22 protein-coding genes are annotated in these 26,345 nt (G+C 61.5%); 5 read left to right on the top strand and 17 right to left on the bottom strand.

Annotated elements, in window-relative coordinates; translation table 11 throughout:
• Positions 1-214 precede the first annotated feature (214 nt).
• From VKV28_09475 to VKV28_09465, 3 genes are all read left to right on the top strand, one after another.
• Positions 215-928 carry a methyltransferase domain-containing protein gene (locus VKV28_09475; protein HLH77020.1) on the top strand — a complete coding sequence of 238 codons (714 nt, stop codon included), beginning with the start codon at positions 215-217 and terminating at the stop codon, positions 926-928.
• Between the two features lie 216 nt (positions 929-1,144).
• Entirely contained in the window at positions 1,145-1,939 is a 795-nt protein-coding gene (locus tag VKV28_09470; protein HLH77019.1) for a hypothetical protein, read from the top strand.
• Between the two features lie 131 nt (positions 1,940-2,070).
• On the top strand, positions 2,071-3,288 hold the full coding sequence (locus tag VKV28_09465; protein ID HLH77018.1) for an acyl-CoA dehydrogenase family protein: 1,218 nt from the start codon (positions 2,071-2,073) through the stop codon (positions 3,286-3,288).
• Positions 3,289-3,343: 55 nt separating this feature from the next.
• Here VKV28_09465 and VKV28_09460 read toward each other — a convergent pair whose 3' ends face one another.
• From VKV28_09460 to VKV28_09385, 16 genes are all read right to left on the bottom strand, one after another.
• Entirely contained in the window at positions 3,344-4,600 is a 1,257-nt protein-coding gene (locus VKV28_09460) for a pitrilysin family protein (protein HLH77017.1), read from the bottom strand.
• A 14-nt stretch (positions 4,601-4,614) separates the two neighbouring features.
• Positions 4,615-6,711, bottom strand: coding sequence for a polyribonucleotide nucleotidyltransferase (gene pnp / locus VKV28_09455; protein ID HLH77016.1), 2,097 nt, complete (start codon positions 6,709-6,711; stop codon positions 4,615-4,617).
• Positions 6,712-6,843: 132 nt separating this feature from the next.
• Positions 6,844-7,113, bottom strand: coding sequence for a 30S ribosomal protein S15 (gene rpsO, locus VKV28_09450; protein HLH77015.1), 270 nt, complete (start codon positions 7,111-7,113; stop codon positions 6,844-6,846).
• Positions 7,114-7,301: 188 nt separating this feature from the next.
• On the bottom strand, positions 7,302-8,516 hold the full coding sequence (locus VKV28_09445) for a cytochrome P450 (protein ID HLH77014.1): 1,215 nt from the start codon (positions 8,514-8,516) through the stop codon (positions 7,302-7,304).
• Between the two features lie 19 nt (positions 8,517-8,535).
• A complete protein-coding gene (locus VKV28_09440; GenBank protein HLH77013.1) occupies positions 8,536-9,567 on the bottom strand; it encodes a HoxN/HupN/NixA family nickel/cobalt transporter in 1,032 nt (343 codons plus the stop codon).
• A gap of 105 nt (positions 9,568-9,672) precedes the next feature.
• Positions 9,673-10,551 (bottom strand): tRNA pseudouridine(55) synthase TruB, encoded by an 879-nt coding sequence (truB, locus tag VKV28_09435; protein ID HLH77012.1) that lies wholly within the window; start codon positions 10,549-10,551, stop codon positions 9,673-9,675.
• A gap of 21 nt (positions 10,552-10,572) precedes the next feature.
• The gene (gene rbfA, locus VKV28_09430) at positions 10,573-10,923 is read right to left on the bottom strand and encodes a 30S ribosome-binding factor RbfA (protein HLH77011.1); all 351 of its coding nucleotides are present in this window, start codon (positions 10,921-10,923) and stop codon (positions 10,573-10,575) included.
• A gap of 168 nt (positions 10,924-11,091) precedes the next feature.
• Positions 11,092-11,379 carry a DUF503 domain-containing protein gene (locus tag VKV28_09425; GenBank protein HLH77010.1) on the bottom strand — a complete coding sequence of 96 codons (288 nt, stop codon included), beginning with the start codon at positions 11,377-11,379 and terminating at the stop codon, positions 11,092-11,094.
• Between the two features lie 111 nt (positions 11,380-11,490).
• Entirely contained in the window at positions 11,491-14,475 is a 2,985-nt protein-coding gene (gene infB, locus VKV28_09420) for a translation initiation factor IF-2 (GenBank protein ID HLH77009.1), read from the bottom strand.
• Between the two features lie 287 nt (positions 14,476-14,762).
• Positions 14,763-16,136 (bottom strand): transcription termination factor NusA, encoded by a 1,374-nt coding sequence (gene nusA / locus VKV28_09415; protein HLH77008.1) that lies wholly within the window; start codon positions 16,134-16,136, stop codon positions 14,763-14,765.
• Between the two features lie 62 nt (positions 16,137-16,198).
• Positions 16,199-16,702, bottom strand: a complete 504-nt coding sequence (gene rimP, locus VKV28_09410; GenBank protein ID HLH77007.1) for a ribosome maturation factor RimP — start codon at positions 16,700-16,702, stop codon at positions 16,199-16,201.
• Positions 16,703-16,825: 123 nt separating this feature from the next.
• On the bottom strand, positions 16,826-18,784 hold the full coding sequence (gene acs / locus VKV28_09405) for an acetate--CoA ligase (protein ID HLH77006.1): 1,959 nt from the start codon (positions 18,782-18,784) through the stop codon (positions 16,826-16,828).
• Between the two features lie 3 nt (positions 18,785-18,787).
• Complete coding sequence (locus tag VKV28_09400) at positions 18,788-20,248, bottom strand: DUF3536 domain-containing protein (protein HLH77005.1); 1,461 nt, start codon at positions 20,246-20,248, stop codon at positions 18,788-18,790.
• A 58-nt stretch (positions 20,249-20,306) separates the two neighbouring features.
• Positions 20,307-21,563, bottom strand: a complete 1,257-nt coding sequence (locus VKV28_09395) for an MFS transporter (protein ID HLH77004.1) — start codon at positions 21,561-21,563, stop codon at positions 20,307-20,309.
• 102 nt (positions 21,564-21,665) lie between these two features.
• Positions 21,666-22,148, bottom strand: a complete 483-nt coding sequence (locus VKV28_09390; GenBank protein ID HLH77003.1) for a hypothetical protein — start codon at positions 22,146-22,148, stop codon at positions 21,666-21,668.
• Positions 22,149-22,150: 2 nt separating this feature from the next.
• The gene (locus tag VKV28_09385) at positions 22,151-22,504 is read right to left on the bottom strand and encodes a PKD domain-containing protein (GenBank protein ID HLH77002.1); all 354 of its coding nucleotides are present in this window, start codon (positions 22,502-22,504) and stop codon (positions 22,151-22,153) included.
• 419 nt (positions 22,505-22,923) lie between these two features.
• On the opposite strand from VKV28_09385, the gene VKV28_09380 reads away from it, so the two are divergent.
• Positions 22,924-23,835, top strand: coding sequence for an alpha/beta hydrolase (locus VKV28_09380; GenBank protein ID HLH77001.1), 912 nt, complete (start codon positions 22,924-22,926; stop codon positions 23,833-23,835).
• Here the strand turns inward: VKV28_09380 and VKV28_09375 are convergent.
• Entirely contained in the window at positions 23,817-24,158 is a 342-nt protein-coding gene (locus VKV28_09375; GenBank protein ID HLH77000.1) for a hypothetical protein, read from the bottom strand. The genes VKV28_09380 and VKV28_09375 overlap by 19 nt on opposite strands.
• 212 nt (positions 24,159-24,370) lie before the next feature.
• On the opposite strand from VKV28_09375, the gene VKV28_09370 reads away from it, so the two are divergent.
• Complete coding sequence (locus VKV28_09370) at positions 24,371-26,314, top strand: ABC-F family ATP-binding cassette domain-containing protein (GenBank protein ID HLH76999.1); 1,944 nt, start codon at positions 24,371-24,373, stop codon at positions 26,312-26,314.
• Positions 26,315-26,345 lie beyond the last annotated feature (31 nt).

Raw genomic sequence — 26,345 nt, 5'->3', positions numbered from 1 at the left:
GAATGAGTGCGGCCCCATTGAAGCCGGACGCTACAACGGGTCACAGGGCGCGCCGAAGCGGCGACGTAAAGTCGATGTTATCGCCGCGTCGTGTCCAGGCCGCTGGCTGCCTGTTGCCCAAAATGGGTCACCGCTTCGCATCTTGCGATTTGGAGCAAATGGCTGTATTGAACGATTCAGACCTCACGAACCCTCAACAATTTAGGAGCACCCCATGTTAACATATCGACGGAACAAGCTTACCATCCTTGGTCTTGCCTTGGTTCTGGTAGCGAGCGTCGGCTTGACCAGCGCGCAGGCTCAACTGCAACAATTGCCGGCCGCCAAGTACATCAACTTGATGAACAAGATCAACGCCAAGCGCGATCTGAAAATCGACCAGATTATCGCTAAATTAGGACTGAAAAACGGCGTTATTTTGGCGGACATCGGCTCAGGTAGCGGCACTTTTACCATTCCTTTCGCCAAGGCGGTCGCCCCCAAGGGTACCGTCTACGCGGTGGATATCGACCCCAAGATGCTCGACTACGTCAAGCAGCGTGCGGAGAAGGCCGGGGTCACCAACGTGGTGACGGTGTTGGGCAGCTACACCGACCCCAAGCTGCCGGTCAAGGATGTCGACATCGCCTACTTCCATCGCTCCCTGCACATGATCGAAAAGCGCGAAGCCTACCTGAACAACACCATCAACTACTTGAAGCCCACGGGCGAGATCGTCGTGATCGACAAGAACCCACAGGATAACACCCAGAACTGGATGTGGCTCAGGAAATCTGACCTCGATAGCTGGATGGCCGCCGATGGCTTCTATGATGTCCATCACTTCGGGCTGTTCGACGACATGTATTTCGTGGTCTATCAACGCCCCTATGCCGGGAGCGTCCTGACTAAACGGATGATGGAACAGATGAAAAAGGAGTCGCAGTAGCAAGCACGCGGCGGGGCGGAAAGCGGCTGGGCTCTCTTTTGGCAATTAGACCGCTTAGGTGCCGGAGCGCGTTTAGACGTTACCGGCACCTCGCGCCCTGGGCTGGCACTGCAATCTATTGAGGTCAACTTCAATATTGCGGTCAGCTTTAACCGGTTTGGATTCGAATCTTCAGGGCATTTTCGTCGTTCAATTTCTATACGGAGACAATCGCTTATGTCGGTAGTCGGGCAGCGGCGCGAGCTACTCAAAAGCTTGGGAATCGCGGTGGCGGCCAGCGTCGTCGGCCTGACGGCAGGCCATGAAAAAGCACAAGCGGCCGGCGCACCAGCCCTGCTACCTCACGGCGCAACGAGTTTGCGAGAACTAAGCATACGTCTGGAGCGTGCGCCGCGGCGGCGGGATTTCAAGAGCGTCCCGATGATTCTGCGCGACCCCAGCCAATGGGATAGCCGGGCGCTGATGGAGCTTGCGGCCTATCGCTCCGGCCCGAAGCAGTGCTGGAGTAACTCCAACTACGCCTCGCATTGGCTGACCGTGATGCGCAACACGCTGAACACCGAAGTATTCTCCTATCGCCATCCCGATTTTTTGTGCGTGTCGGGCACTCACGGCACCGCCCATCTGGCACTGGAGGACGAGGCGATGTGGGAAAAGTACCGGTTAGGAAGGTTAATTCCGGGCGGCAAGGTTCATGACAACGCTTTGGGCCGCCCAACCCCGCCCACGATCGCGATGGAGGTGGAAGCGGCCGATGGAATTTATTCCGAACGCGGCGAGACCGTGCCAGTCCTGCAACGGCGCGGCGTCGTGTTCATGTGCTGCCACAACATCATCTGGGCCCTGTCCGGCCGCCTGATCGCGATGGGCAGCAACCCTGACCATCTCTCCCAGCCCGCGCTGGCCGCGGAGCTGACCAACCATCTGCTCCCCGGCGTTATCCTCACACCCGGAGTGGCCGCCGCTATAATGGAGCTGCAAAACGCCGGCTTCGCCTACGCCGCGAGCTAAGCCGAGAGCGTGCGCGCGAGCTTGGCTCCGTTGTGTGAATCTCTATACGCTCGTGACCCTTTCATGCTAGGTCGTGGGAACCACCTAGCCCTCGATTTCGCTCGCAGGCGTAAGGCTTAATTCGCAACTAAATGGCAGACACAACCCTTTCCATCCAGCCATCATCGTCCGAGAGAATAGCCAAGGCCGCGTTGCTCGAGCGCTTGGTAGAACAGGCGCGCGCGATGTTTCCCGCTCTGCGCGAGCGCGCATTGGCCGCTGTCCAGGCCCGCCGCTTGCCGCGCGAGACGATAGAGGAGTTCGTCGCCGCAGGCTTCTTCAAGGTCTTCCAACCTAACCGCTTCGGCGGCTACGAGCTTGACTACGGCTATCCGCAACTACGTTTATGCGGCGAGATCGGGCGCGCTTGTGGCTCCAGCGCCTGGGTTTTATCCGTGATGAACGTGCACGCCTGCCAAGTGGGGATGTTCAATCTGCAAGCCCAGAATGACGTTTGGGGCGACACGCCCGATGCTCTGGTCTGCAGCGCCTTTGTACCCGATCGCAGCGATTTCACCCCGGCGCCAGGAGGTTATCGACTGTCGGGGCGCTGGAAATTTTCCAGCGGCGTGGACTATGCCCATTGGGTGATGCTGGGCGCGCCGCTGGCACGCGGCTCGGGCGCGCCCGAGATGATCTGGTGCCTGGTGCCGCGGCGCGACTTCAGCATCATCGACACTTGGCATTCCATCGGCTTGCGAGCCACCGGCAGCAACGACATCGAAATCCGCGACATTTTTGTTCCGGCCCATCGCACCTTGCCACTGGCCACCCTGATGGCGGGCGAGGGCCCCGGCGCCGCCTTCCATCGCAGTCACATTTATCGAATTCCGGCTTTTTCCAACAGCACGTTGATTTCAGCCGCCACCGGCATTGCCCGCGGCGCGCTGGAGGAATTCGTCGAGCGGCTGCACAGCCGCCCGCCCGCCGCCGGTCGCCCCGGCGCGCAGAGCGAAGCATTACAGTTGGCAATCGCCCACGCGGGTGCGCTCATAGACAGCGCGGTTGCGCTGCTCAGCGCCGACGCTCAGGAATACAATGAAGTGGTTGGTTCAGGACAAAAACTGAGCGAGGAACAATGCGCTCGTTTTCTGCGCAACCCCGCCTTTGTCGGGCAGGCGCTGATGGAGGCCACCGACCGACTGCAAAACCTCAGCGGCGCGCACGGTCTGGACGAGAGCAGCGCGATCGCCCGCGCTTTCGTCGATATTCGCGCGATGATGAGTCACGTCGGCCTGCGCTGGCACATGGCCGCACGCCCCTGGGGCCAAGTTAGCCTTGGCGTCATGGCACGCAACCCGCACGCGTAGGGCCGGTGGCGCCATCGGCTCCTGCGCCGGTACACGACGCAAAGCCCGGAAATGCTCAGGCGTTGAAGATCGAGGAATCGATCGCCGTGCCATTGCTCTTGCCCAACAGGGCCAACCCCATCCGGGCAGGATCGAAGAAAATCTGGGCTAGCTCCACGATCTGATCGTTGGTCACCCGCTCGATCTCGCTGGCGGTCTCCTCGGGCGTGATATCGCGACCGAAATAGATCTCGTTGCGCGCGATACGATTCATACGGCTTTCGGTGGATTCCATCCCCAGCAACATGTTGCCCTTGAGCTGGCTCTTAGCACGGCGCAGTTCCGCTGGCCGCAAGCCCTCGCGATAAATCGCGCGTAACTCGCGCAAAGTAATGTCCAGCACCTCGTTCACCCATTCGGGATTGGTCCCGGCGTAGATTCCGACGTAGCCGCAGTCCAGATGCGAGGACAGGAACGAGTAGATCGTATAGACCTTGCCGGCTTTTTCCCGCACTTCCTGAAACAGCCGCGAGGACATCCCACCGCCCAGCGCCGTGTTCAGCACGTAGGCCGCGTAGCGCAGCTCATGATTGACTCCAATCGACGGTCCACCCAAACAGATGTGCGCCTGCTCCAAATCCTTTTCGTAGTTGAAGACCCCGGGTGAAATTGCAGGGGGTACCAGCTTCTCGGTCGGGGCACCGGCGGCAATCCCGTTGAACAAGTTCTCGCATTGCGCCACTAGTCGAGCGTGGTCGAGCTTGCCGGCGGCCGCGATCAGCACGCGCTCGGCTCGATAGCGTTGGCTCATGAAAGAGGTCATCAACGCTCGGTCGATGGCATTGACCGTGGCCACGCTACCGAAAATCGGCAGCGAGAGCGGGTGGCCCTCCCAGAAGTGCAGGTTGAAGAGGTCGTGAATGAAATCGTCGGGAGTATCTTCGGCCTGCGAAATTTCCTGAAGAATCACCTGCCGCTCGCGATCGATTTCCTCCGGATCGAACACGGAATGCAAGAAGATGTCGGCAAGCAAACCGGTAGCCATCGGAAAATCTTCGCCAAGGACACGGGCGTAGTAGCAAGTATATTCCTTGCCCGTGAAGGCGTTGAGGTTGCCTCCGACCGCGTCCATCTCTTCGGCGATCTGCGCCGCGCTGCGCGTTGGTGTGCCCTTGAAGAGCAGATGCTCGATGAAGTGCGAAACCCCGTTCTCGGCCGGCGTCTCGTAGCGCGATCCGTTGGCGACCCAAATGCCCAGTGACGCCGACAGCGCCTGCGGCATCTCCTCGGTGAGCACCCGCACGCCGTTGGCCAGCACGCTTTTGCGCATCATCCTGTCGCGTCTCCTCAGACCTGGCTACCTTGGGCGTCTTCCTGGGCTTCCCGCACCGACAGGCGAATCTTGCCGTTGCGATCGACGTCGAGCACCTTGACCATCACTTCGTCGCCCTCGTTGAGCACGTCTTCGACTCGACGAACGCGGGTGTTGGACAACTGCGAGATATGGACCAGACCATCGGTGCCTGGCAGGATTTCGACGAAGGCGCCGAAATCCACCACCTTGCGCACCTTGCCCTTGTATATTTTGCCGATCTCGGGCTCGGCGGTGATCGAACGAATCGCGTTGATCGCGCGCTCCAGGGCCACGCCGTCGGCCGAGGCGATGAGCACGGTACCGTCGTCTTCGATATCGATCTTGCAACCGGTATCCTCGACGATCCCGCGAATAACCTTGCCGCCTGGCCCGATGACCTCGCGAATCTTGTCGGGCTTGATATGCAACGTAACGATCCGCGGGGCGTAAACCGAAATTTCGCTACGCGGCGCTTCCAGCGCCTTCTGCATTACCTCAAGCACGAACAAGCGAGCATCGCGCGCCTGATGCAGGGCTTGGCGCATCACGTCGCGGGTGATGCCACCCACCTTGTTATCCATCTGAATGGCGGTGACGCCTTGCGCCGTGCCCGCGACCTTGAAGTCCATGTCGCCCAGATGGTCTTCGTCGCCCAGGATGTCGGTAAGGACCTTGACTCGATCGCCCTCCTTGACCAACCCCATCGCAATACCCGCCACCGCCGCCTTAATCGGCACCCCAGCGTCCATCAGCGCCAAACTACCGCCGCACACCGTCGCCATCGAGGAGCTGCCGTTGGACTCCAACACCTCGGACACCACGCGAATGGTGTAGGGAAACTCGCCTTCGGCCGGCAGCACCGGCAGCAGGGCACGCTCGGCGAGCGCCCCGTGACCGATCTCGCGCCGCGAGGGGCCGCGCAGGAACTTGGCCTCGCCGGTGGAGAAAGGCGGGAAGTTGTAATGAAGCATGAACTTCTTGTAGTGCTCGCCGAGCAAGGCGTCGATCTTCTGCTCGTCAGCCGAAGTCCCCAGGGTGACCGTCGCCAGCACTTGAGTTTCGCCCCGGGTAAAGATAGCCGAACCATGAGTGCGTGGCATCGCCTGGGTAATCGCGCTCAGCTCGCGGATTTCGGTGGAACTACGGTCGTCGATACGCCGATCCTCCATCACGATCGCCCGCCGCACGCGCTCGCGCACCACGTAATCGTAAGCGTCGCGCAGTTGTGCTTCACTGTCGGGGAAGCGTTGGGTCAGTTCGCCGACAATCCGATCCTCCAGCTCTCGCAGCGCCATCCCGCGCTCTTTTTTGCCCGCCGCGGTCAGCGCTACCTCAAGCCCCTCGGCCGCCCGCTCGCGCACCGCTTCGACCACTTCGGGCGCGCGCTCCTTGGCCTTGAATTCGCGCTTGGGTTTGCCGACCTGGCGACGCAATTCCTGCTGGATCTCGAAAATCGGTGCCAAAGCTTCATGCCCGGCGAACAGCGCATCCAGCACCCCTTCTTCATCCACGATATTGGCGCCGCCTTCCAACATCATGATGGAGTCGGGCTTACCCGCGAGCACCAGCGAAATATCGCTGTTTTCCATCTCGCTGCGCTGAGGATTGATCACCAGCCGGCCGTCGATCCGGCCCACACGCACCGCCGCTACCGGCCCGTTATGCGGAACGTCGGAGATTTCCAGGGCGGTGGAGGCCGCAATCAGCGCCAGCATATCGGGGTCGTTTTCGCGATCCACCGACAAGACCGTGACGATAATCTGAGTCTCCTTGTCGTAGCCCTTGGGGAACAAGGGGCGCATCGCGCGGTCGATCAGGCGCGAGGTCAGAATTTCCTTCTCCGAAGGGCGCCCCTCGCGCTTGAAGAAGCCGCCAGGAATCTTGCCGGCGGCGAAAGTCTTTTCCAAATAATCGACCGTCAGAGGGAGAAAATCGACGTTTTCCCGGCTTTTGTAAGAGGAAACCACCGTAGCCAGGACGACGGTTTCGCCATATTGAGCTAGCACCGCGCCATGCGCCTGCCGGGCCAATCGGCCGGTTTCGAGGGAGAGCTTGCGCCCGTGGAAGTCGATTTCGAGCTTCCTAACCATAATGTTTTACCTGAGGGAGATGAAAAACGGCTGTTCCCTATCCAGGAACAGAGCGGGGGTTCTGTCACCGGTCGTCCCGTTGCACCCACGCCCGACACTCCTCGGGCCATGGCCGCTGGGACATGTGGCAGCCTATCTCCGAATGCCCAACCGATCGATCAACGTCTTGTAACGGTTGAAATCACACCCCCGCAGATACTCCAGCAAACGACGCCGTTTGCCAACCAAGCGCAATAATCCGCGTCTGGAATGATGATCTTTCGCATGCGATTTGAAATGCTCGGCTAAACCTTCGATCCGCGCCGTAATCAGCGCGATTTGGACTTCAGGAGAGCCGCTGTCGTTGGCGACACGAGCATTGCTGCTGATTATTTCTCGCTTGCGAGCGGATGCCAGGGGCATTGGGAGACTCTTTCTTTCCCTTTTCCTTTCGTTCGCGCAGACTCTAACATGGGCGGCACGCGCAAACAAGCACCCCGACGCTCCCCCGCTGGGGGGCGCGCGCTTTCTGCGAGGCCTTGCCATCCAAATTTCGCTGGCCTGCATTCATGAAAGGACTATCCGGGCGCGACAATGTCTGAACACGCTGCTCACAATGTCAGCTTCAGCGCGCGGGGGCCGCGGAAGCGGCCCGCTTGGGTCCACTCGATTTGCTCCGCAGCCAGCCGCAAAGCGGGGAACCGAGCCACGATCGCGCCAACCGCCACTTGCGCTTCCAAGCGCGCCAAACCAGCACCCAAGCAGTAGTGGATACCGTGACTGAAGCTTAAATGCTCGTTGTCGCGGCGTTCGATATCGAAGCGGTCGGGTTCCTCAAAACGTGCAGGATCCCGATTGGTGGCGCCAAATAACACAGATACCATCTCGCCGCGCCGGATAACTCGCCCGCCGATCTCGCTCTGGACGGTCGCGACCTGGGGAGATGGCGCCTGCGTGGGCGGATCATACCGCAGGACCTCCTCAATCGCACCGGCAATCAGGGCGGGATGGTCGCGCAGCTTGCGATGTTGGTCCGGATGGTTGAGCAACGCAATCAGTCCGTTGGCGATAAGATTGCGGGTGGTGGCGTGGCCGGCCGCGAACAGGGTTTCGATCATCGTGATGATCTCCTCGGCTTCCATCGCACGCTCCTCATGCCGAACGCTCAACAGCGCGCTGAGCAAGTCCTCGCCCGGGCTCTTGCGCTTATCCTCCATCAGCCGCTTGAGATAGTCGTGAAAGTCCTGGCTGGCGTGCGCTCCGGCCTCCATCATCGCGGGGGTGCGCAACAGTCCGCGTGAAACCACAATCCCTTCCACCCACTCCCGCAGCGTCGCCCAGTCCTCCTGGGGCACCCCAAGCATCGCCGAGATAACGTCGGCGGGAATCGGATAGGCAAAATCTGCCACCACTTCGATTGCGCCTTGCACCGCTGCCCGCTTAAGCGCCCTATCAACCGCCGCTTCGATATGAGGCCGCACCGCCGCAATTCGCTGGGGCGAGAAGGCCTTGGCCATGATCCCCCGCAGCCATGAATGCCGCGGCGCATCGGTAAAGGCCAGCTCGCGGCTTTGAAAGGCAACAATTGGGTGATCCGGACCGAACTGAGCGCGAATGAGATCAAGATATGCGCTGCGGCTGAAAGTCGGGTTGCGCAGATAAGCGAGTGCATCGGAATATCGCGTCAGCATCCAGACCTTGGTCAGAGTGCTGTAATGGACAGGATCGTCGCGGCGCAGGCGATGGTAGAGCGGATAAGGATCGGGATGGCCGGGCAGCGTAGGATCGCAATCAAGCGGGAAAGGCTCTTGGCTTATCGCTATCACGACCTTGTTCCACTGCGGCTTAGCCGCCGCTTGGACTGCTTTCTTGCGTCTCGGTGCGGCGATATATGACCGCCGAACCTAGCCAAGCGACAATAAACAGCCCGATAATTACCAACCCGAGGTTGCTGAAGTTCAGCCCACTCCATTGCGGCCGGCCCATCGCCTGTCCGATCAGCCCCAGTGCTTCGATCGCCCCGATCGCAACCGCCACCGCGACCGAGATGAGGGTAATGGTGAAATTGTAGTAAAGACGGCGGACCGGCTTCATGAAGGCCCAAGCGTACGCACCCAGCATCAGGACCCCGTCGCTGGTATCGACAAGTGCCATCCCCACCGCAAACAAAGCGGGGAAGACCATGATCGACCAGATAGAGAGCCCCTTGGCGGCCTCGGTGGCCGCGATTCCCAAGACGGTAATTTCAGTGGCAGTGTCGAAGCCCAGACCGAACAGAAAACCCAGCGGAAACATATGCCAAGTGCGTGTAATGAGCCGAAAAAGTGGCTTGAATAGTCGCGCCAGGAAACCCCGCTGTTCCATCAAGAGGTCCAAGTCACCCTCGGAATAGACCCCACCGCTACGTAGCTGACGCAAGACCAGCCAGACCGAGCGCAAAATCATCAAGTTGATAGCCGCGATGGCAAACAGAAACAGTGCGGAAATGCCGGTGGAGAGCGCCCCACCGATACTTCTCCAGGCGGCGAAATCGCGCTGCACCGTCGATGCTCCGACCGCGACCGCAGCCGCGGCCAGTACCACCACGGTGGAATGGCCCAGCGCGAACCAGAAACCCACGCCGATAGGCTGTTGCCCCTGTTGGATAAGCTTGCGAGTGACGTTGTCAATGGCAGCCAGATGGTCGGCATCAACCGCATGGCGCAAACCGAAGCCATAGGCCAGCAATGCCGCGCCCAGAAAGACCGGCTGGGCGCGAAAAGTCAGCGCCGCCCAGATCCAGACCGCCGCCGTAGCCAGCATCAGCAGGCTATATAGACCAGCGATTTTGGCGCCTAGTGGCCAATCCGAAAAAAAATACTTTAAGTCAAACCTCAAGCAGCGACGGTCCCTTTGAATGGCGGTTTGCTACAGTTAGCACAAGCTTTAATCCCTGGCTGCTCAAGGCTCAAGGTCTCAAATGCGTCTCGCTGAACAAAACCGCTACCGCACGAAAACACGCAACAAACGCAAGCCATCCGCGCCAGAGCACTGCGCGATCGCTATCAATTCCGACCCCCGCACCGCCATGAAAAGACCCTCGCGAGCGCCTATCGATGGTATCAGCGCGGAAGCATCACCATGGCGAAGGCGGCGCTCGCTCTCTTCATCGACCTCCACTCGCGCCATCTTGCTCAACGCCTCGGCCATTGGAATAACGTGCTGGGAGAGCTGCTCGGGCGCCTCCATCAACTCTTCCAACCGATGGGCGTGAACAACCACAAAGCCCGCGGTGGCCAATCGCCGTAGTTGCACCAGATGAGCCATCGTGCCCAATGCCAGTCCGATATCTCGCGCCAAAGTTCGCACGTAGGTCCCCGGCGAGCAGATCAGGCTGACGCGCAGATGATTGAAATCAACCAGATCCAGTTCCAAGGCTTCGATCCGAACAACGCGCGGCGGTGGCGGCTCGACCGGTTCGCCGCGGCGAGCCAATTTGTACAGCGGAACACCCGCTCGCTTGAGGGCTGAAAAAATTGGTGGGACCTGCCTAATCTCGCCGATAAACTGTTTGGCCACGGCGGCCACACCGGCGCGATCCAGTCGAGGTACAGGCGCGGTCGCCACGACCTGCCCGGTCCGATCGCAGCTATCGGTCTCGGCTCCCAGCGCGATGATACCTTCGTACTGCTTGTGGCTGGACTCCAGGAACGGTGCCAACTTGGTGGCCTCGCCAATAAGAATCGGCAGCAAGCCGGTGGCAAACGGATCGAGCGTGCCCAAATGGCCAACCCGGTAAGGCCTAACCACACGCTTGATCGCCCGCACGACTTGCGCCGAACCTACCCCCGGCGGCTTATCGACCAGCAGTACACCGTGCATCGTGTGCCCGCGAGCCGTCGATTACTGGGCCAGCTTCCGCAAGATCGCGTCAATTCTCGCCGCACGCTCGCTGCTGCGATCGAATTCAAAATCCAGTTGCGGGCTATAGCGCAATCCCAGCTCGCGGCCAATTTTTTGACGAATGAACCCGCTGGCGCTGCGAAACCCAGCAGCCGCCTCGGCGGCACGGGCGGCGCCCTCGAGGTGAGAGAAAAAAACCCGCGCCTGGCGTAGATCGGGACTGAGCTTGACCTCGGTGAGCGTGACTCCGCGCAGGCGGGGATCCTTGAGGTCACGCTGGAGCAAACTAGAGATCTCGCGCAGCAACGCTTCGGCCACGCGTTCGGGCCGACGCCCTTCACTACCAAGCATATGGCGATTTTATCCGGATTGCAGTTCGGCTTGAAGCCGCAGCCGCTACAGATAACTTTCTACCTAGCTGAAAGGGCGTTCCCGCATCGTCGCGCCTGGGGTTTGTTGCTGTGTGATGGACATCCCCGGCCGCACCTCTTGCCGCAACCGCCGCCGCACGGCAGCCTTTCAGTAGTTAAGAAATTCCACCTCTTCGCTACCCAAGGGAGCCAGGCCGACCGCCTCGATGAAGTTGACAACCTCGCGCAGCGCGCCGTCGACGAAGGCGCGGTCGCTGCCAACCTGACAAATGCCCAGTTCGGCTCGCTGCCAAAGGTCGTGATCCGCGGATTCTGCAATGGAGACGTTGAACTTGTTGCGCACACGGTCCTTGATCGCGCGCAATACCTGCCGCTTGCCCTTGAGCGAATGGTTATCGGGCAGGAACAGGGTCAACCTCAATACCCCAACCACCATCGTCATCCCCTAAAGACGCATTGGCTTACGCAACGCGCACGGCCTCCCAACCCTAGCCCTCCCTCCTCCAGGGCAAATCATCGAGGAGGGGACAAAAGGGCGCACGATCCTTTAGAGCTGTTTTTCTGCGGCGACCGGGGCGTGCCCGGATTCCACCGCAGGTGCGCCTAGCTTGCGTACCACGGCTTCCAGCTCGAAATCCTCGATCACATCGCCGGGTTTGAGGTCGTTGTAATTTTCCAGCCCGATACCGCATTCGTAACCGGCCAAAACTTCGCGTGCGTCATCCTTGAAGCGGCGCAGCGACCCGATTCGGCCTTCCCACACCACACGACTGTCGCGCACCAGGCGAGCGCGCGCGCCGCGCAGAATGCGCCCGTCCTGAACCATCGAACCGGCAATGGTCGAGCCCAAAACACTGAAAATCTGCCGCACCTCGGCCCGACCTAGATTCTTCTCCCGATATGTCGGCGCCAACAGCCCCTCCATCGCCTCGCGAATCTCGTTCACCGCGTCATAAATGATGGTGTAGAGCCGGATATCGACCTTCTCGGTCTCGGCCAGCGCTGCCGCCTTGGGCTCGGGCCGCACATTGAAGCCGACGACGATCGCGCCCGACGCCGCGGCCAGCGAGACATCGGTCTCGGAGATTCCACCCGCCGAAGCATGGATTACTTCCACCTTGACTTCCTGAGTGGAGAGTCGGCGCAAATACGCCGCCAGCGCCTCGACCGAGCCCTGCACGTCGCCCTTGACCACGACCTTGAGTTCTTTGACCTCGCCCGCCCGCATCCGCTGGCTGAGATCCTCCAGCGAGACCCGGCTGGTCTTCTGCAATTCGCCCTCGCGCTCTTTGCTCAGGCGAAATTCGGCCACCTGGCGGGCTTTGGCCTCGTCAGCCACCGCGATCAACGGAACCCCTGGCTCGGGTACCCCTGACAGTCCGAAAATCTCCACCGGCGTGGAGGGACCAGCCTGCGTCAGACGCTGCCCCAAATGGTTGAGCATCGCGCGCACCCGACCGTAAGTGGTGCCACACACGAAGGGATCGCCCTGATGCAACGTGCCTTCTTGAACCAGCACGGTGGCCACCGGGCCACGCCCGCGATCGAGTTGCGCTTCGATTACAGTAGCGCGCGCCAGGCGATCGGGATTGGCCTTGAGGTCGAGCAACTCTGCCTGCAACAAGACCATCTCCAATAGCCGATCGATACCCTCACGAGTGCGGGCCGACACCCCCACGGTTATGACATCGCCGCCGTAGTCTTCGGGAATCAGGCCGTTTTCGGAAAGCTGCTGCTTGACCCGGTCCAAATTGGCCTCGGGACGATCGATCTTGTTGATCGCCACGATGACCGGAACCTTGGCCGCACGAGCGTGGTTGAGTGCTTCCACCGTCTGTGGCATCACCCCTTCGTCGGCCGCAACCACCAGGATTACGATGTCGGTTACTTTGGCCCCACGTGCCCGCATCGCAGTAAAGGCTTCATGGCCGGGGGTATCGACGAAAGTGATACTGCGGCCGTTGACCTCCACCGTATAGGCGCCGATGTGCTGGGTAATTCCGCCAAATTCGTCCGCGGTCACGCTGGTATGGCGAATAGCATCCAGCAGCGAGGTCTTGCCGTGGTCGACATGCCCCATGACCGTGACCACGGGTGGACGGGGAAGCTGATTTTCGGCGGTCGCTTCCTCGGCCCCTTCCTCGATCGCGGCTTCGACGTCGAAGGCCACGTTCTCGACATTGTAGCCGAACTCGCTTGCGACCAGGGTTGCGGTATCGACGTCGAGCACCTGATTGACAGTGGACATCAAGCCCAATGTCATCAGCTTCTTGATGACCTCGGCAGCCTTGACTCCCATGTTGCGAGCCAAGTCAGCGACGGTCACCCCCTCGGAGACTCGCACCACACGCTTGGAAGCTCTGGGCGTGGTGATTTCGGTCTTACGCTGCTCCTTGCCGGGCAAGGCACGCCGTTTTTTGGGAAACCGGCCGCCACGAATCTCGCGCTCGGCGATTAAATCTCCCGGTTCCTTCTTGACCACGCGCCGTTTCTTGATTGCGCGTGCGCCGGGTTTGGCAGGCGCCTGTCCCACCGGCATCGCTGGTGCTTCGACCGGAGCGCTGGGAACTGGACGTCCCATCCGCGGGCCACCCATCGTCGGTCGTCCCGGTCCCCCCGGCATTCCCGGTCGCAGCGGCGGACCGCCAGGGCGGGTCGGAGGCGTGGCCGGCCGCGCCGGTACTGCCTTGCGCAGGTCGATTTTGCCCAACACCTTGGGCCCCTGCTGCTGATCATCCAGTACGGGGGCCGAGGCGTGGCCGCGCGCCAAATTAATAACCTGCGTGCGTCCGGTCGGCCGCACGGTCTCCCGCGTCACCCCTGAAGGAGACACACTTACGCGTCCGCCCGGCAGGTTACGCACCGCCCCTGGCTGCACGGGCGGGGTGGAAAACACATTGGGCTTGGCCGTTTGAGGAGGCGGTACTGGCTGCATGCGCTCCGTAGCCGCTTTGGCATCGGCTGCCGGCGTCGTTTCCAGGCGAGCCCCGCCGTTCAACGGCGGCGTAGGCGCTTCCGATGCGCTGGCGGGCGAGTCGTTCTCGGCCACCTGCGGCGGGCTTATCGCGGCTGGAGCCTGGGCTGTGGCTGAGGCAACTTCGGGCGCTGCGGGAGCAACCTCGGGCAACTCTAGCGTGGGCTCGGGCTCCGCCATCGTCTCCAAAAACGGCGCCGCCAGATCGGGCGTCTCGGCGCTCTCCAATTCAAAATGGAAGGGCTCTGCCCCACCCTGGCTCGGCGCGGGCGGCGGGGGGGCTTCGGGCTCGGAATGGCGCCGGCGCATGACCGTCTCGTTCAGGCGCTTTTCAACCACCTTGCCGGCGGTGGTCTCAAAAACGGTCTCGCGGCGCAGCAAAGCGGCGCGATTGGCTTGCTCGTTGAGGTCGGCGCGGATACGTTCGGCTTCCTCGGGAGCTAGCAAGCTTGCGTCGGAGCGTCCGTGCGCCAGTTTGAGGCGCTCGCAACTATGTAGTACGTCCTCGACCGAGACGTTCCATTCCAAAGCCAAAGTCTTTATACGTTTACGAGCCATTGCCTATATTCTATGCATGCTGCGGTGATGTAGCTAGCCGCTCCAGCATCATCTTTACCAAAGCGCTTCGCTCGGCGCGATCAATCGAGCGCCGCAGCGAAGTAAACTTCTCGACCTTCAACCCGGCAAAACGCGCCAAACATTCGCGCCTGGGGTGCAAGTAACCACCTCGCCCCTGGCCCTGGCCGCTCAAGTCCCAGTACAGTGCGCCCCCCTCGCCGGCCGTCAGCCGCAGCAGGTCGGATTTGAATCCGCGCTGGCGGCACGCCATGCAGCGACGCTCAGGCCTATGACGGGACCTCGCCGTTGCCATCTTCGTGCGACTCCACTTCCCCGGTCTGGGCTGCGCTTTCTCCGGCCGCGCCGCCGGTCTCACTCTGGGCGGCCGCCACGGCACGCGCCGCGGCTTCAGCTTCTTCGGACTGGCGCCGTTTGTGGGCCACATGCGACTGCGCGGCGGCGATCAGTTGAGTGGCGCGCTCGGCCGAGATGCCATCGATTTCAAAGGCATCAATCGCAGTCTCCGATAATTGCTCGGCGGAGCGAAAACCCCATTGATAGAGCAACTCGGCGTTGATGTCGCCCACCCCCGGAATCGCGTTGAGCGAGGCCCGCGCGGCCCGCGCCTCTTCCTCCGCCTCGGCCTCGCTGCGTACGTCAAGTTTCCACGCAGTCAGGCGATGGGCCAGGCGGACGTTCTGACCGCGCTTGCCGATGGCCAGGGAAAGCTGATCGTCGGGCACGATCACCTCCATCGCGTGCTCTTCCTCGTCGATTATCACCTTGGAGACCTTGGCCGGCGCCAGCGCGCGGCAGACCAGTTCGGCCTGATCTTCGGTCCACGGCACAATATCGATCTTCTCGCCGCGCAACTCCTGCACCACCGATTGCACCCGGGTGCCCTTGAGTCCCACGCAGGCCCCCACCGGATCGACATCCGAATCGTTGGAATAAACCGCCACCTTGGCTCTTCCCCCGGGCTCGCGCGCGCATTGGCGAATCTCCACGATTCCCTCGTAAATCTCCGGCACTTCCTGCTCGAAGAGCTTGCGCAGGAATTCGTTGGAGGTGCGCGACAGAACGATGGACAGCCCCTTCTCCGACAGATCGACCTCCAGTATCAGGGCGCGAATCCGATCGCCCTGGCGATATCGCTCGTGAGGGATCTGTTCCTTTTCGGGCAAAATAGCTTCGGTGCGGCCCAGGTTTACAATCATGTTCTTGCGCTCGAAGCGCTGCACAATGCCCGAGATCACCTCGCCCCTACGGTCCTTGAATTCGCTGTAAATCTGTTTACGTTCGGCGTCGCGGATATGCTGGATTAGGTTCTGCTTGGCCGCCTGGGCCGCGATGCGTCCCATGGTCGCGGTATCCAGCTTGATCAAAATCTCGTCGCCGGCCTGGGCCTCAGGGTCATATTTGGTGCGTGCTTCGGCCAATCCGACTTGGCTCGCCCCTGCCTCCTCGCTGACGGTCTTGATCTCGAACAACTCCACTTCGCCCAGGTCGGCGTTGTAGCGCGACTCGATGTTGCGCTCGGCTCCAAAGGTGCGCCGCGCCGCCGAATGCATCATCTCTTCGACGGCACTGATGACGATGGATTTATCGATGCCCTTTTCCTTGGATACCTGTTCGATAACCCGGTTCAAATCCGGCTGCATTGTAGCCTCCCACGCGCCTGTGGCGCCAAATCGCTGCTCTAACTCAGCCGCCGCCGCGCCACCTATCCCGGGCGCGGGCTCTGGAACTGATGTTGGTATCGGGCCTCCTTTATATCCTCGAAGCGCAGACTCAAGCGCCGTCGGCTAATCTCGTCTTCGACCTCGATCCCGCCAGCATCAACCGTCGCCAGCACGCCCACGAACGATTTCTGCCCCTCGTGCCCCTGATGGGTGCGCACCTTGACCCGCTGGCCGCAGTAGCGTTCGAAATGGCCCAGCTTGGTCAGCGGCCGATCCACGCCCGGGGACGATACCTCCAAGGTGTAGCTCCCCTCCACCGGGTCATACACGTCCAGCAGGTCGCCCACCATCCGGCTGATCGGCTCCAACTCGTCCAAGCCGATCCCACCCTCGGGCCGATCCACAAACAACCGCAGCAGCGCGCCCCGCGGGGCGCCGCGATACTCCACCAAAACCAGCTCGAAACCCAGCCGCTCGATATGCGGCTCGAGCAACTCCATCACCCTGGCGGCGGTGGGATTGAGCTTAAGGACCATGGCTGCCATCCCTGCCGGCGCTCTGGGCGTCGGCGGCCCCAATAAAAAAGTGGGCTCAAGCCCACTTCCCGCCTTGAGCTTACCATCGAGCGCGCTTGCTCTTCAAGGCGGGGGTCAGGGGAGTGGGAGCGCCTACTCTTCCTCGTTTTGCAGCCGGGACAGCACCGAAAGGTCTTCTAAGGTCGTGGTATCACCCAAGCTCGCGTCGCCGGCGGCGATCTGGCGAAGCAAGCGGCGCATTATCTTGCCGCTGCGGGTCTTGGGCAGCGCCTCGGTAAAGCGAATCGTATCGGGACGCGCAAACGCGCCGATTTCCTTGGCGACGTGCGCGCGCAGCTCCTCGCGCAGCTTGTCGCTTCCGCCATGAGTCCCTTGCAAGGTTACGAAACAGACCAGCGCTTGCCCCTTAAGTTCGTCGGGCCGGCCGACCACAGCCGCTTCCGCGACCGTGGGATGAGAGACCAGCGCGCTTTCCACTTCCATCGTGCCCAGACGATGACCGGCGACGTTTATTACGTCGTCCACGCGACCCATGATCCAAAAGTAACCGTCCTGGTCGCGCCGCGCGCCGTCACCCGTGGTGTACACTTCCGGAATTTGGGAAAAATACTGCTGCCGATAGCGCTCGGGGTCACGAAAAATCGTGCTCAACATCCCCGGCCAAGGCCGCTTGATAACCAACAGCCCGCCCTGGTTGACGTCCACCGCTTGTCCGTCCCGATTGACTACTTCCGCGATCACGCCAGGCAGTGGCTTGGTCGCCGAACCGGGCTTGGTAGGAGTCGCCCCCGGCATCGGACTAATCAAAATGCCGCCGGTTTCGGTCTGCCACCAGGTATCGACGATCGGGCAGCGCCCACCACCCACCACTTCGTGGTACCACATCCAGGCCTCCGGGTTGATGGGCTCGCCCACCGAACCGAGCAGCCGCAGGCTGGAGAGGTCGTGCTTGCGTACCCATTCGTCGCCCCACTTGACGAAGGTTCGAATCGCGGTGGGCGCGGTATAAAAGGTGTTGACCCGATACTTCTCGATTATTTGCCAGAACCGATCGTTGGCTGGGGCGTTGGGCGCCCCCTCGTACATCAGAGTCGTGCCCCCCGCCGCCAGCGGTCCATAAACCACATAGCTGTGGCCGGTGACCCAGCCCACATCGGCGGTACACCAGAACAGATCTTCGTCGCGCAGGTCGAAGACCCAGCGCATCGTCTTCAGCACGTGCAGCAGATAGCCGGCACTGGAATGGACCACCCCCTTGGGTTTGCCGGTGGTGCCCGAGGTGTACAGGGTGAAGAGTGGATGGTCGGAATCCACCGCCACCGGCTCGCATTGCGCGCTCTGCCCAGCCATCACGTCATCCCACCACAGGTCGCGTCCAGCTTGCATCTCAATGGCTTGGCCCGTGCGCCGCACCACCACGCAATGGCGCACCGAGGGAGTCTGAGGCAGAGCCTCGTCGGCGTTGCGCTTGAGTTCCACAATCTGACCCCGACGCCAGCCGCCATCGGCCGTGATGCAGACCACCGCCTCGGCATCGTTGATTCGGTCGCGCAGGGCGTCGGCAGAAAAGCCGCCGAAGACCACTGAATGGATCGCACCGATGCGTGCACAGGCCAGCATCACGATCGCCGCTTCGGGCACCATCGGCAGATAGATCGCCACCCGATCCCCGGCCTTGACGCCAAGGCTTTTCAGCCCATTGGCGGCGCGCGCCACTTCCTGGGCCAGCAGCTGGTAGGTCAACACCCGGCTGTCGCCGGGCTCCCCCTCCCAGATGATGGCCGCCTTGTTACGGCGCGGACCGTCCAGGTGGCGGTCCAGGCAGTTGTAGGCGACGTTGAGCTGACCGCCCACAAACCACCGGGCGAATGGAAACTTCCACTCCAGAACCTGCTTGAAGGGAGTAAACCAGCTAAGCTCACGGGCCTGCTCGGCCCAAAAGCCATCGGGATCGACCTCAGCGCGTCGATATAGAGCGTCATATTCGGCCAGGGTCTTGATCTGCGCGCGGCTGCTGAAGGAAGGCGGAGGAGGAAATATTCTACTTTCACTCAACAGGCTTTCGATATCGCTTGTTCCAGTGCTGGCCATGGCCTAACTCCTGACTCGCGGCTCGCGAGCCTTTAAGCTCAGATATAAGGTCGCTCCGTCTCCAGATTCGCGCCGATTGGAATGCAGACCCCGCAAGCGCTCCAGCAGCTCAGGTTCGATGGAGGGGGAAAAGAAGGCCGCCAGCTCCACCGCCCGCGCCGCCCAGCGCAACACGATCCTGCCTTCCAGTCCAGCGAAATCATCGAAGAACCAAGCGCAACTGGTGAAGGCCGCCTGCGCCGCTCGTTGCATCTCGAACAGGGCTTGCAGGCGGGCCCGCGCGGCTTCCTCGCCAACTTTGTAGCGAATAAAGAATTGCTCGGCCAGAGCAGGGGACGGATCCAGCGCCAAGCCGATAGATTCGAGCAGCGCCGCACGCGGATCGGCCAACACGCTTGCCGCCTCGCGCGCGTATACCGTGTCCACCTGCGTTTTGACAAACTCCATCGCCTCTCGCAGCGGCGCCCGCCAGCTTTGCGAGGTGCCCTCGCTCAAACGACAGCCGCAATCCGAGCGCCAGCGCTCCACACCGTGCGCGCAGCTCCAAGAAGTCACCCCTTCCAGGGTGAAATTACCGGCCGGGGCGACGCGCTGCAGCACTTCGGCGCAGTTGGTAATGCTCAAATCCGGCTCGCGCGCCAGCCGATCGAACGCCCGTGCCAACTCGGCCGCCCCGTGGCGCTTATGATGGCCGAAGGTCTCGCCATCGGTGGCGATGAGCAGGGTCGCGCCAGGCGCCAGTCCCCGCGCCCGCGCGATAATCGCGTCGGCCCAACGCTCGCCGTCGACGAGTGCGTCACCAAAGGCAACCTGACTGCTCAGCTCGCGGTCGTAGCGAAATACCGCCAAGCTTAGATCGTCGCTACGCCATACGAAGGGCCCCGCACCAGCACTCTCGTCGGCCGTGGCGGCTTGGAATCGCCCCTGCCACGGCGCCAAAATCACGAACTTGATCCCGGCTCGTGCCACCGCCGCCAGTGTCGCCGGGTCGGCGGCACATTCGGGCAGCCAGATTCCTACCGGTAGGCGCTTGAAGCGAAAGCGAAAATCTTCGATCCCCCACGCGATCTGAAGCTCTTTATCGGCGTCGAGGAGCAGCGGCAGGATGGAATGGTTGTACGACTGCGCCAGGGTGTTGCCCTGACCCCCTAGTCGCTGCGCGCTGAGCGCGTCGGCGCGCACGATCGCGCCGTAGGCCTGTTTGCCGTGGCGTTGCATCCAACCCATCAGGGTGGGCCCGAAATCGCAGCTCAGATGTTCATAGTTGTTGCGGAGATGAATGACCGAGCCAGCACTTACTGGGGCATGAGCATTGGCCCCATAGCATTCACTGGTAATCCGCTCATTCCAATTGGAAAAGGGCGCCGCGCTGGGCTCGGGCGCGATCAGCCCGGTCCAGGGACTCTCGCGGGGTGGTTGATAGAAATGGCCGTGTATTACGATACTGCGCTGTGCTTCCGACATACCATCCAATCCGAATCCCGGGATGCCACATAAAGCTTTACTTTAGCATGCAAGCTCCCTAACCACCCGCCCGCATATCCACCGGCTCTTCGACCCGATCCCAACCCTTGGCCGGCCTCACTCCAACCACCAGCAGACCGGTGGCGAAAACCAGGACGATGGCCAATTCGAAGGGACGGACGTAACTGCCAGTCAGGTCGAACAGGATACCCGAGAGCAGCGGTCCCAGTGAATGGGCCACGGCGCCCACCAATAGCACGATACCGCTGAAGGTACCCAGGCGGCGCAGTCCCAGAGTTTCCGCGATCAAAATGGGCAACAGCGTATTGATCGAGGTAGCGGTCGTACCCCAGCACAGGATGAACAACAGCACCATCGGCGTCCGATAGCCGAGATGGGCACTGCCCAGCAGAGCGGCGATACCGGCGGCCAGCACCACCATCGAAACGCTCAGAACTTGGCGCGCACTCAGCCGATCGGCCAATATTCCCAGCAACACCACGCCTACGCCGCTCATCAGGGTTTGCGCGCTAAAAATTGCGGCCGCTTGCCCGGGGGCAAACCCCGCCCCGATCAGATAAGTCACGATATGGAGAAAGACCTCGCCGAACCCGATCGCGAAGGTGAACTGCACCGCGAGCAAAAGCCAGAAGGCCGGCCGGCGCAGCCCTTCGCCGACCTCCAAGCCGGGCTGCAGGGCCATTTCCTGAGAGGCGGTCAATGCAGCCGGCGCCGGTGGCCGAGTCCGGATCAGCGCGGCCGAAAGTGGTATGCCGATCAGCATTGGCGGCAGTGCCAACACGCGCAGCGCGATACGCCAGCCGCCGGCGGCGATAAGCGCGGTCACCACCGGAGCAACGGCGGCCAGTCCCAGGGTAAAGCCGAAAATGGCCACTCCACTGCCCGCTCCGCGCCGGTGGCCGAACCAATTCACCGCCACTACCATCGCCGGCACCATCCCTGACATCGCCATTCCCAGGCCAAAGGCGCTGTAAAGAGCGAACATCGCGACCCAGCTATGAGCGTAGCTCAGGCCCAGGTATGAAGAGCCTAAAATGGCAAACCCGGTCGCCATCACCCAGTTCGCCCCGGCGTAGTCGATGAGCCACCCGACCACCGGACCGAGTAGCCCGCCCACAAACGTGCTGGCGAAGATCAGGCTGGACACCTGCGCACGATCCCAACGGAACTCCCGAATCAGCGCTGGCATGATAATCCCGATCGCGCCCAGGCCCGGCCCGGTGGCAAGCATCAGCAGGACAAACAAGCTGAGCAGGATGGTCCACTGACGTCCCTTGAGTTCGAGAATCGACACCGATTTTGCCCCCGACGTGTCCCAGCCCCCAGCCGCGCTGCCGGTACGGTCAAGCTACGCCCGGTTTCGATAGCATAAGAGGAGCGAAAGCGACAGGCGAATCTACTTTAGAGTTCTATTCATCGCGGCCAGCGCCCGGCGGGCGCGCGCCGCCACGGCGGGATCGGCCGCCTTTGCGGCACGATGATAATATTCTATCGCCAGTGCGCGCTTTCCGCTCGCACCCGCCGCTTGCGCTGCTTTAAGCAGAGCCGAGGCGCTCGTGGGGCAAGCGGTCAAGGCGTCTTGGAAATACCCCAGGGCACCGTTGAAATTGCCCGCCGCCATCTGCTCGTCGCCATGACGCTGGGCCAAGTGCAGAACTTCGTGGTCGCAGGCGGGTGGCGGCAAGATAGGAGGCGGATGGCTTTGCGCTTGCAAGGCAGCAATCTGAGCTTCCTGATGCTTGATCTCCTCGCCCTGAAGCTGGATCTGGCGCTGCAGCTCCTGGGTCGACGCATTATTTGCTGCGCATCCCAGCAAACCCACCAGCCCGACCAAAGGCACCCACCGACCGCAGCGACTATAACGCATGCCAGAAGCCATGATCAGCGCGCCGCGGGGCGCTCCACCGTGATTCCGGTGAATCCGGTTGCCGACCGTCCGTCATCGGTCACGATCGTCAGCGAGGCCACATAGCTGCCGGGCTTCGTATAGGTCTTGAGCGTCACTTCCGGGGGCGTGGTCGCCTGGGTGCCGTCGCCAAAATCCCAGCGGTAAGATGCGATTTGCCCGCCTTCGGGATCGTCGATCGCGGGGAAAAAGCCGACCGTCAGCGGCGCCATTCCGATGGTGGGAAAGGCGTTGACCGCCACTGACGGCATCTCGGGCAAGGACATGGCAGTCGGCGCCGGTCCGTTATCCTGCGCCGCCGCTGCCCCAGCCAGCGCCATTACCAGCATAATCGCACCCGCTACTCTGATTGCGCCACCCCAGTAGCACCCTGTCGCAGTTCTCCGAGCTTCCATCTGAATCGGATTATAAACAGAGGCTGAGTGCCATAATATCGCTAGGCCAAAACCCACACCCAGTCTCGCTGCTGCTTCCCCATCGCAAATATGCTCGACGTGAGCGTGGCCGCCATCCGCAACGCTAAAATAATATGACATCGCAATCAGGAGGGCGCACCTACAACTCTTGAAGCCCGCAGAAGCGGCTGCTGGGCTTGCTGTTCGCGCCCGCGGCGAACGCCCAGCGAGCATTCGTGCAAGCCTTCGCGAGAAAGTAGGTCGCCTGGCAAGAACTACAAGTTTCCGCTGGGGCGCGGTCATCCACCACGCGCGATGCTGTTTCGAGGGCGTGGGTGGTCTAAGATCGCGCCATGGCGCTGGAACCAGGTCCCTCAATCGCTGCTGCTTTCCCCGAAAACCGTTACATCACCCTCAATGGTCTGCGCCTGCATTATGCCGATTGGGGCGGCGACGACGCGCTGGGCACCTTTGTACTACTCCATGGTGGCGCCGCCAACACCCATTGGTGGGATGCGGTGGCACCGGCACTGACCGGCCAGGGACGGGTTTTGGCGCTGGACTTTCGCGGTCATGGGGAAAGCCAATGGGCCGCGCCGGATAGTTACGGACCCAAGGGCTATGTGGCCGATACCGAGGCTTTTCTCAGCCAGCTAAAAGTTCCGGTGGTTCTAGTCGGCCATTCGATGGGCGGAATGGTCGCGCTCTGGGTAGCGACGCGGAAGCTGATTGGGCTGGAGATGCTGGTGCTGGCCGACTCCCCGGGAATTCCCCCTTCCCTGCTGCGGCGCCTGCGCTGGCTGCGTCGGCAGCGCCGGGCCCAGACCGGTGGCAGGCCCGAACTCCCCTCGGCCGAAGCGGTCGTGCGTCGCTTTCATTTGATTCCCACCGCCACCACCGCCAGCGCCGAAACTCTGGCACGCCTGGCTCTGGCCAGCGCCGAAGAGCTGCCCAACGGCCATTGGGCTTTCCGCTTCGATCCGCAGACCCGAGCCTGGCGCCGGCGCGGCGGGCACCTCCCCGCTCCCGATCCGCGCGCAGTGCAGATTCCCACCCTGATTTTGCGCGGCGCCGGCAGCACCATCGTCTCTCCCCGGCTGGCGCGCTGGCTGCATCGAAAGATCGCTGGCTCCGAGTTGCGCGAGCTGCCCCACACCTTCCATCACATTACTCTGGACGATCCCGCCGCCACCGCCAAGGCCATAAGCGATTTCGTCCGCCGCCATCGCGCGCCCTACACGCAGGCTCAGGCGCGCGTCATGTAATCGGTCAGATCGAGACTCCAGGCTTGGCCATCGGACAGGATCACGGACTTGGTGGTATGGGTAACCGCGACCTGGGCGATATTGAGTTCGCGGGGCAGCACATAGCACAGATCGGTGCCATGCAGCGACACAATCCTGGTGCGCTCATCCACTCGCTTCTCCGAGCCCATCTGATAGGGGTTGATATGATAGGAGTAGCCGTGCATGCGGACCACTCCTTCCTCGCAATCCTCCACCACGCCGACAAAGAACCGGGTCAGGTCGTCGCGGAATAGCTTGCGATCGATAATCAGAAGCCGGTCGTTGGGGTGAACGGTTGCCATGACAATACCTTCACATCGCCAGTGTGGCACAATCAAGCCTCGCGCTTAACTCGCCGCGATTCCTTTTTTTGGTAAAGAGCTTGTCCCGATTGCGATCGCTTCTTTCCTATTTGTTTGAGTCGTTCACTGCTTTCGCCTATGCCAGCCTTTCCTAGTCGGCGTTCTGACGATAAACTTGGCAGGATTGATTGTCACGTTTTTAATTCAAATAAGTGCTTAGTTTAGAAGAACTCACCAAACATTACGGCGATCGCAAGATTTTCGATCGCGTGAGCTGGGCAATGGGCGATGACAGCCGGGTTGGCCTGGTCGGGCTCAACGGCGCCGGTAAGAGCACGCTGCTCAAGATTATCGCCGGCCTGATAGCACCGGACGGCGGCCGGGTCAGCAGGCCGCAACGAGCCCGGGTGGGCTACCTGGCCCAGGACACGCCCGAGATGGGCGGCCGTCCGCTGTTGGTGGAAACGCTTTCCGCCTTGAACGAAATCGACGCACTGAACCGTCGCCGCCAAGAGTTGGAAGTGATCCTGGCCCAGCCCCAGCACCCGGACCACGACGCCGCTCTGGCCGAGTTGGGCGAAGTCCTGACCGAACTGGAGCGCCACGATTTCTACACCGCGCAAAGCCGTGCCGAATCCCTTCTGTTTGGCCTCGGCTTCACTGCCAGCGATCTGAGTCGTGATGTGGCCGAGTTTTCCGGCGGCATTCGGATGCGGATCGGATTGGCCAAGCTCCTGCTGCAACGGCCCGAGTTCCTGATGCTCGATGAGCCCACCAACCATCTGGACCTGGAAGCCCGCAACTGGCTGGAAGAGTTCCTGCTCAGTTACCCCGGTGGCATGATTGTGGTCTCGCACGACCGCTATTTCCTAGACCGGGTTACCCAGCGCACCGTCGAGGTCGGTCGCGGCCGACTGACCGAATATCAGGGTGGCTATTCGCTCTACTTACGCCAACGCGACGAGCGCTTCGCCCTGGAGATGGCGGCGTACGAAAAGCAGCGCGAAGAGATCGAGCATATCGAGGCGTTTGTCAGCCGCTTCCGCGCCCAGGCCTCCAAGGCCAAGCTGGTTCAAAGCCGGGTCAAACAGCTCGAAAAGATCGAGCGGCTGGAGCCGCCGCTGGGCGCCGATCGGCCGCCTGCGATTCGTTTCCCGCAAGCCCCGCGCAGCGGCCGGATGGTGTTGGAGTTGAGCGGCGCGGGTAAACGCTACGGCGAGCTGCTGGTCTATGAGGGTATCGACTTGGCGATCGAACGCGGCGGTAGGATCGCCCTGGTCGGTCCTAATGGTGCGGGCAAATCCACCCTGATGAAGCTGCTGGCGGGAGTCGAGCCGCTCAGCGCGGGCCGGCGCACGGTGGGCCACAATGTTCTGATCGGCTATTTCGCTCAGGACTTGAGTGACAGTCTGGATGGACAAAAGACTGTGCTTGATGAATTGAGCGACAGTGCTCGCCATCTGAGCCAGCTTGCGGTTCGCAATTTGCTGGCCGCGATGCTCTTTTCCGGTGACGACGTACTCAAACGCACCGGTGTGTTATCCGGCGGCGAAAAAGGCCGTCTGGCCTTAGCCAAAGTCCTAGCTCAGCCGACCAATTGCCTCCTGTTGGACGAACCCACCAACAACCTGGACATCGTAGCCAAGGACAGCCTGCTCGAAGCCCTGCAGAGCTATCCCGGAACGGTGGTAATCGTCAGCCATGATCGCTACATCCTCAACCAACTGGTGGAAGAGGTAATCGAGGTCGGGCAAGGGCGCGCCCTGCGCTATTTAGGCAATTACGACGACTACTTGGTCAAAAAGGAACAAATGGCGGCCGGCACGGTCGCGCCCACCCTAGGTTCAGCCGCGCGCTCCGCCGCCACCTCGGTATCAGCCAACGGCGACCATAACGGCAAGGGCGCGGTTAAGCGGGAGCCGATCGATCGCGAGGCCCAACGCAAGCAGCAGCGGGTGGCACGCGCGCGCCGCGATCTGGAAGCAGCGATCGAATCGAAGGAGGCACGCCGGGCGCAACTGGCGAGCGAAATGGCAGATCCCAATTTCTATCTGACCCGCAAGGATGCCCACGATTTGATCGGCGATTACGAAACCTTGGGACGCGAAATCGACCAGCTCTACAACGATCTGGTCAAGCTTGACGCCAACCCTTAAGACCACCTCTTACAAAGGGCTTCAGAAGCCA

Source organism: Candidatus Binataceae bacterium (assembly GCA_035294265.1).
In the GTDB taxonomy this organism is placed as follows: domain Bacteria; phylum Desulfobacterota; class Binatia; order Binatales; family Binataceae; genus DATGLK01.
Note: the sequence above shows the minus strand (reverse complement) of the source record. Positions and strands in the feature narration are given on the sequence as shown.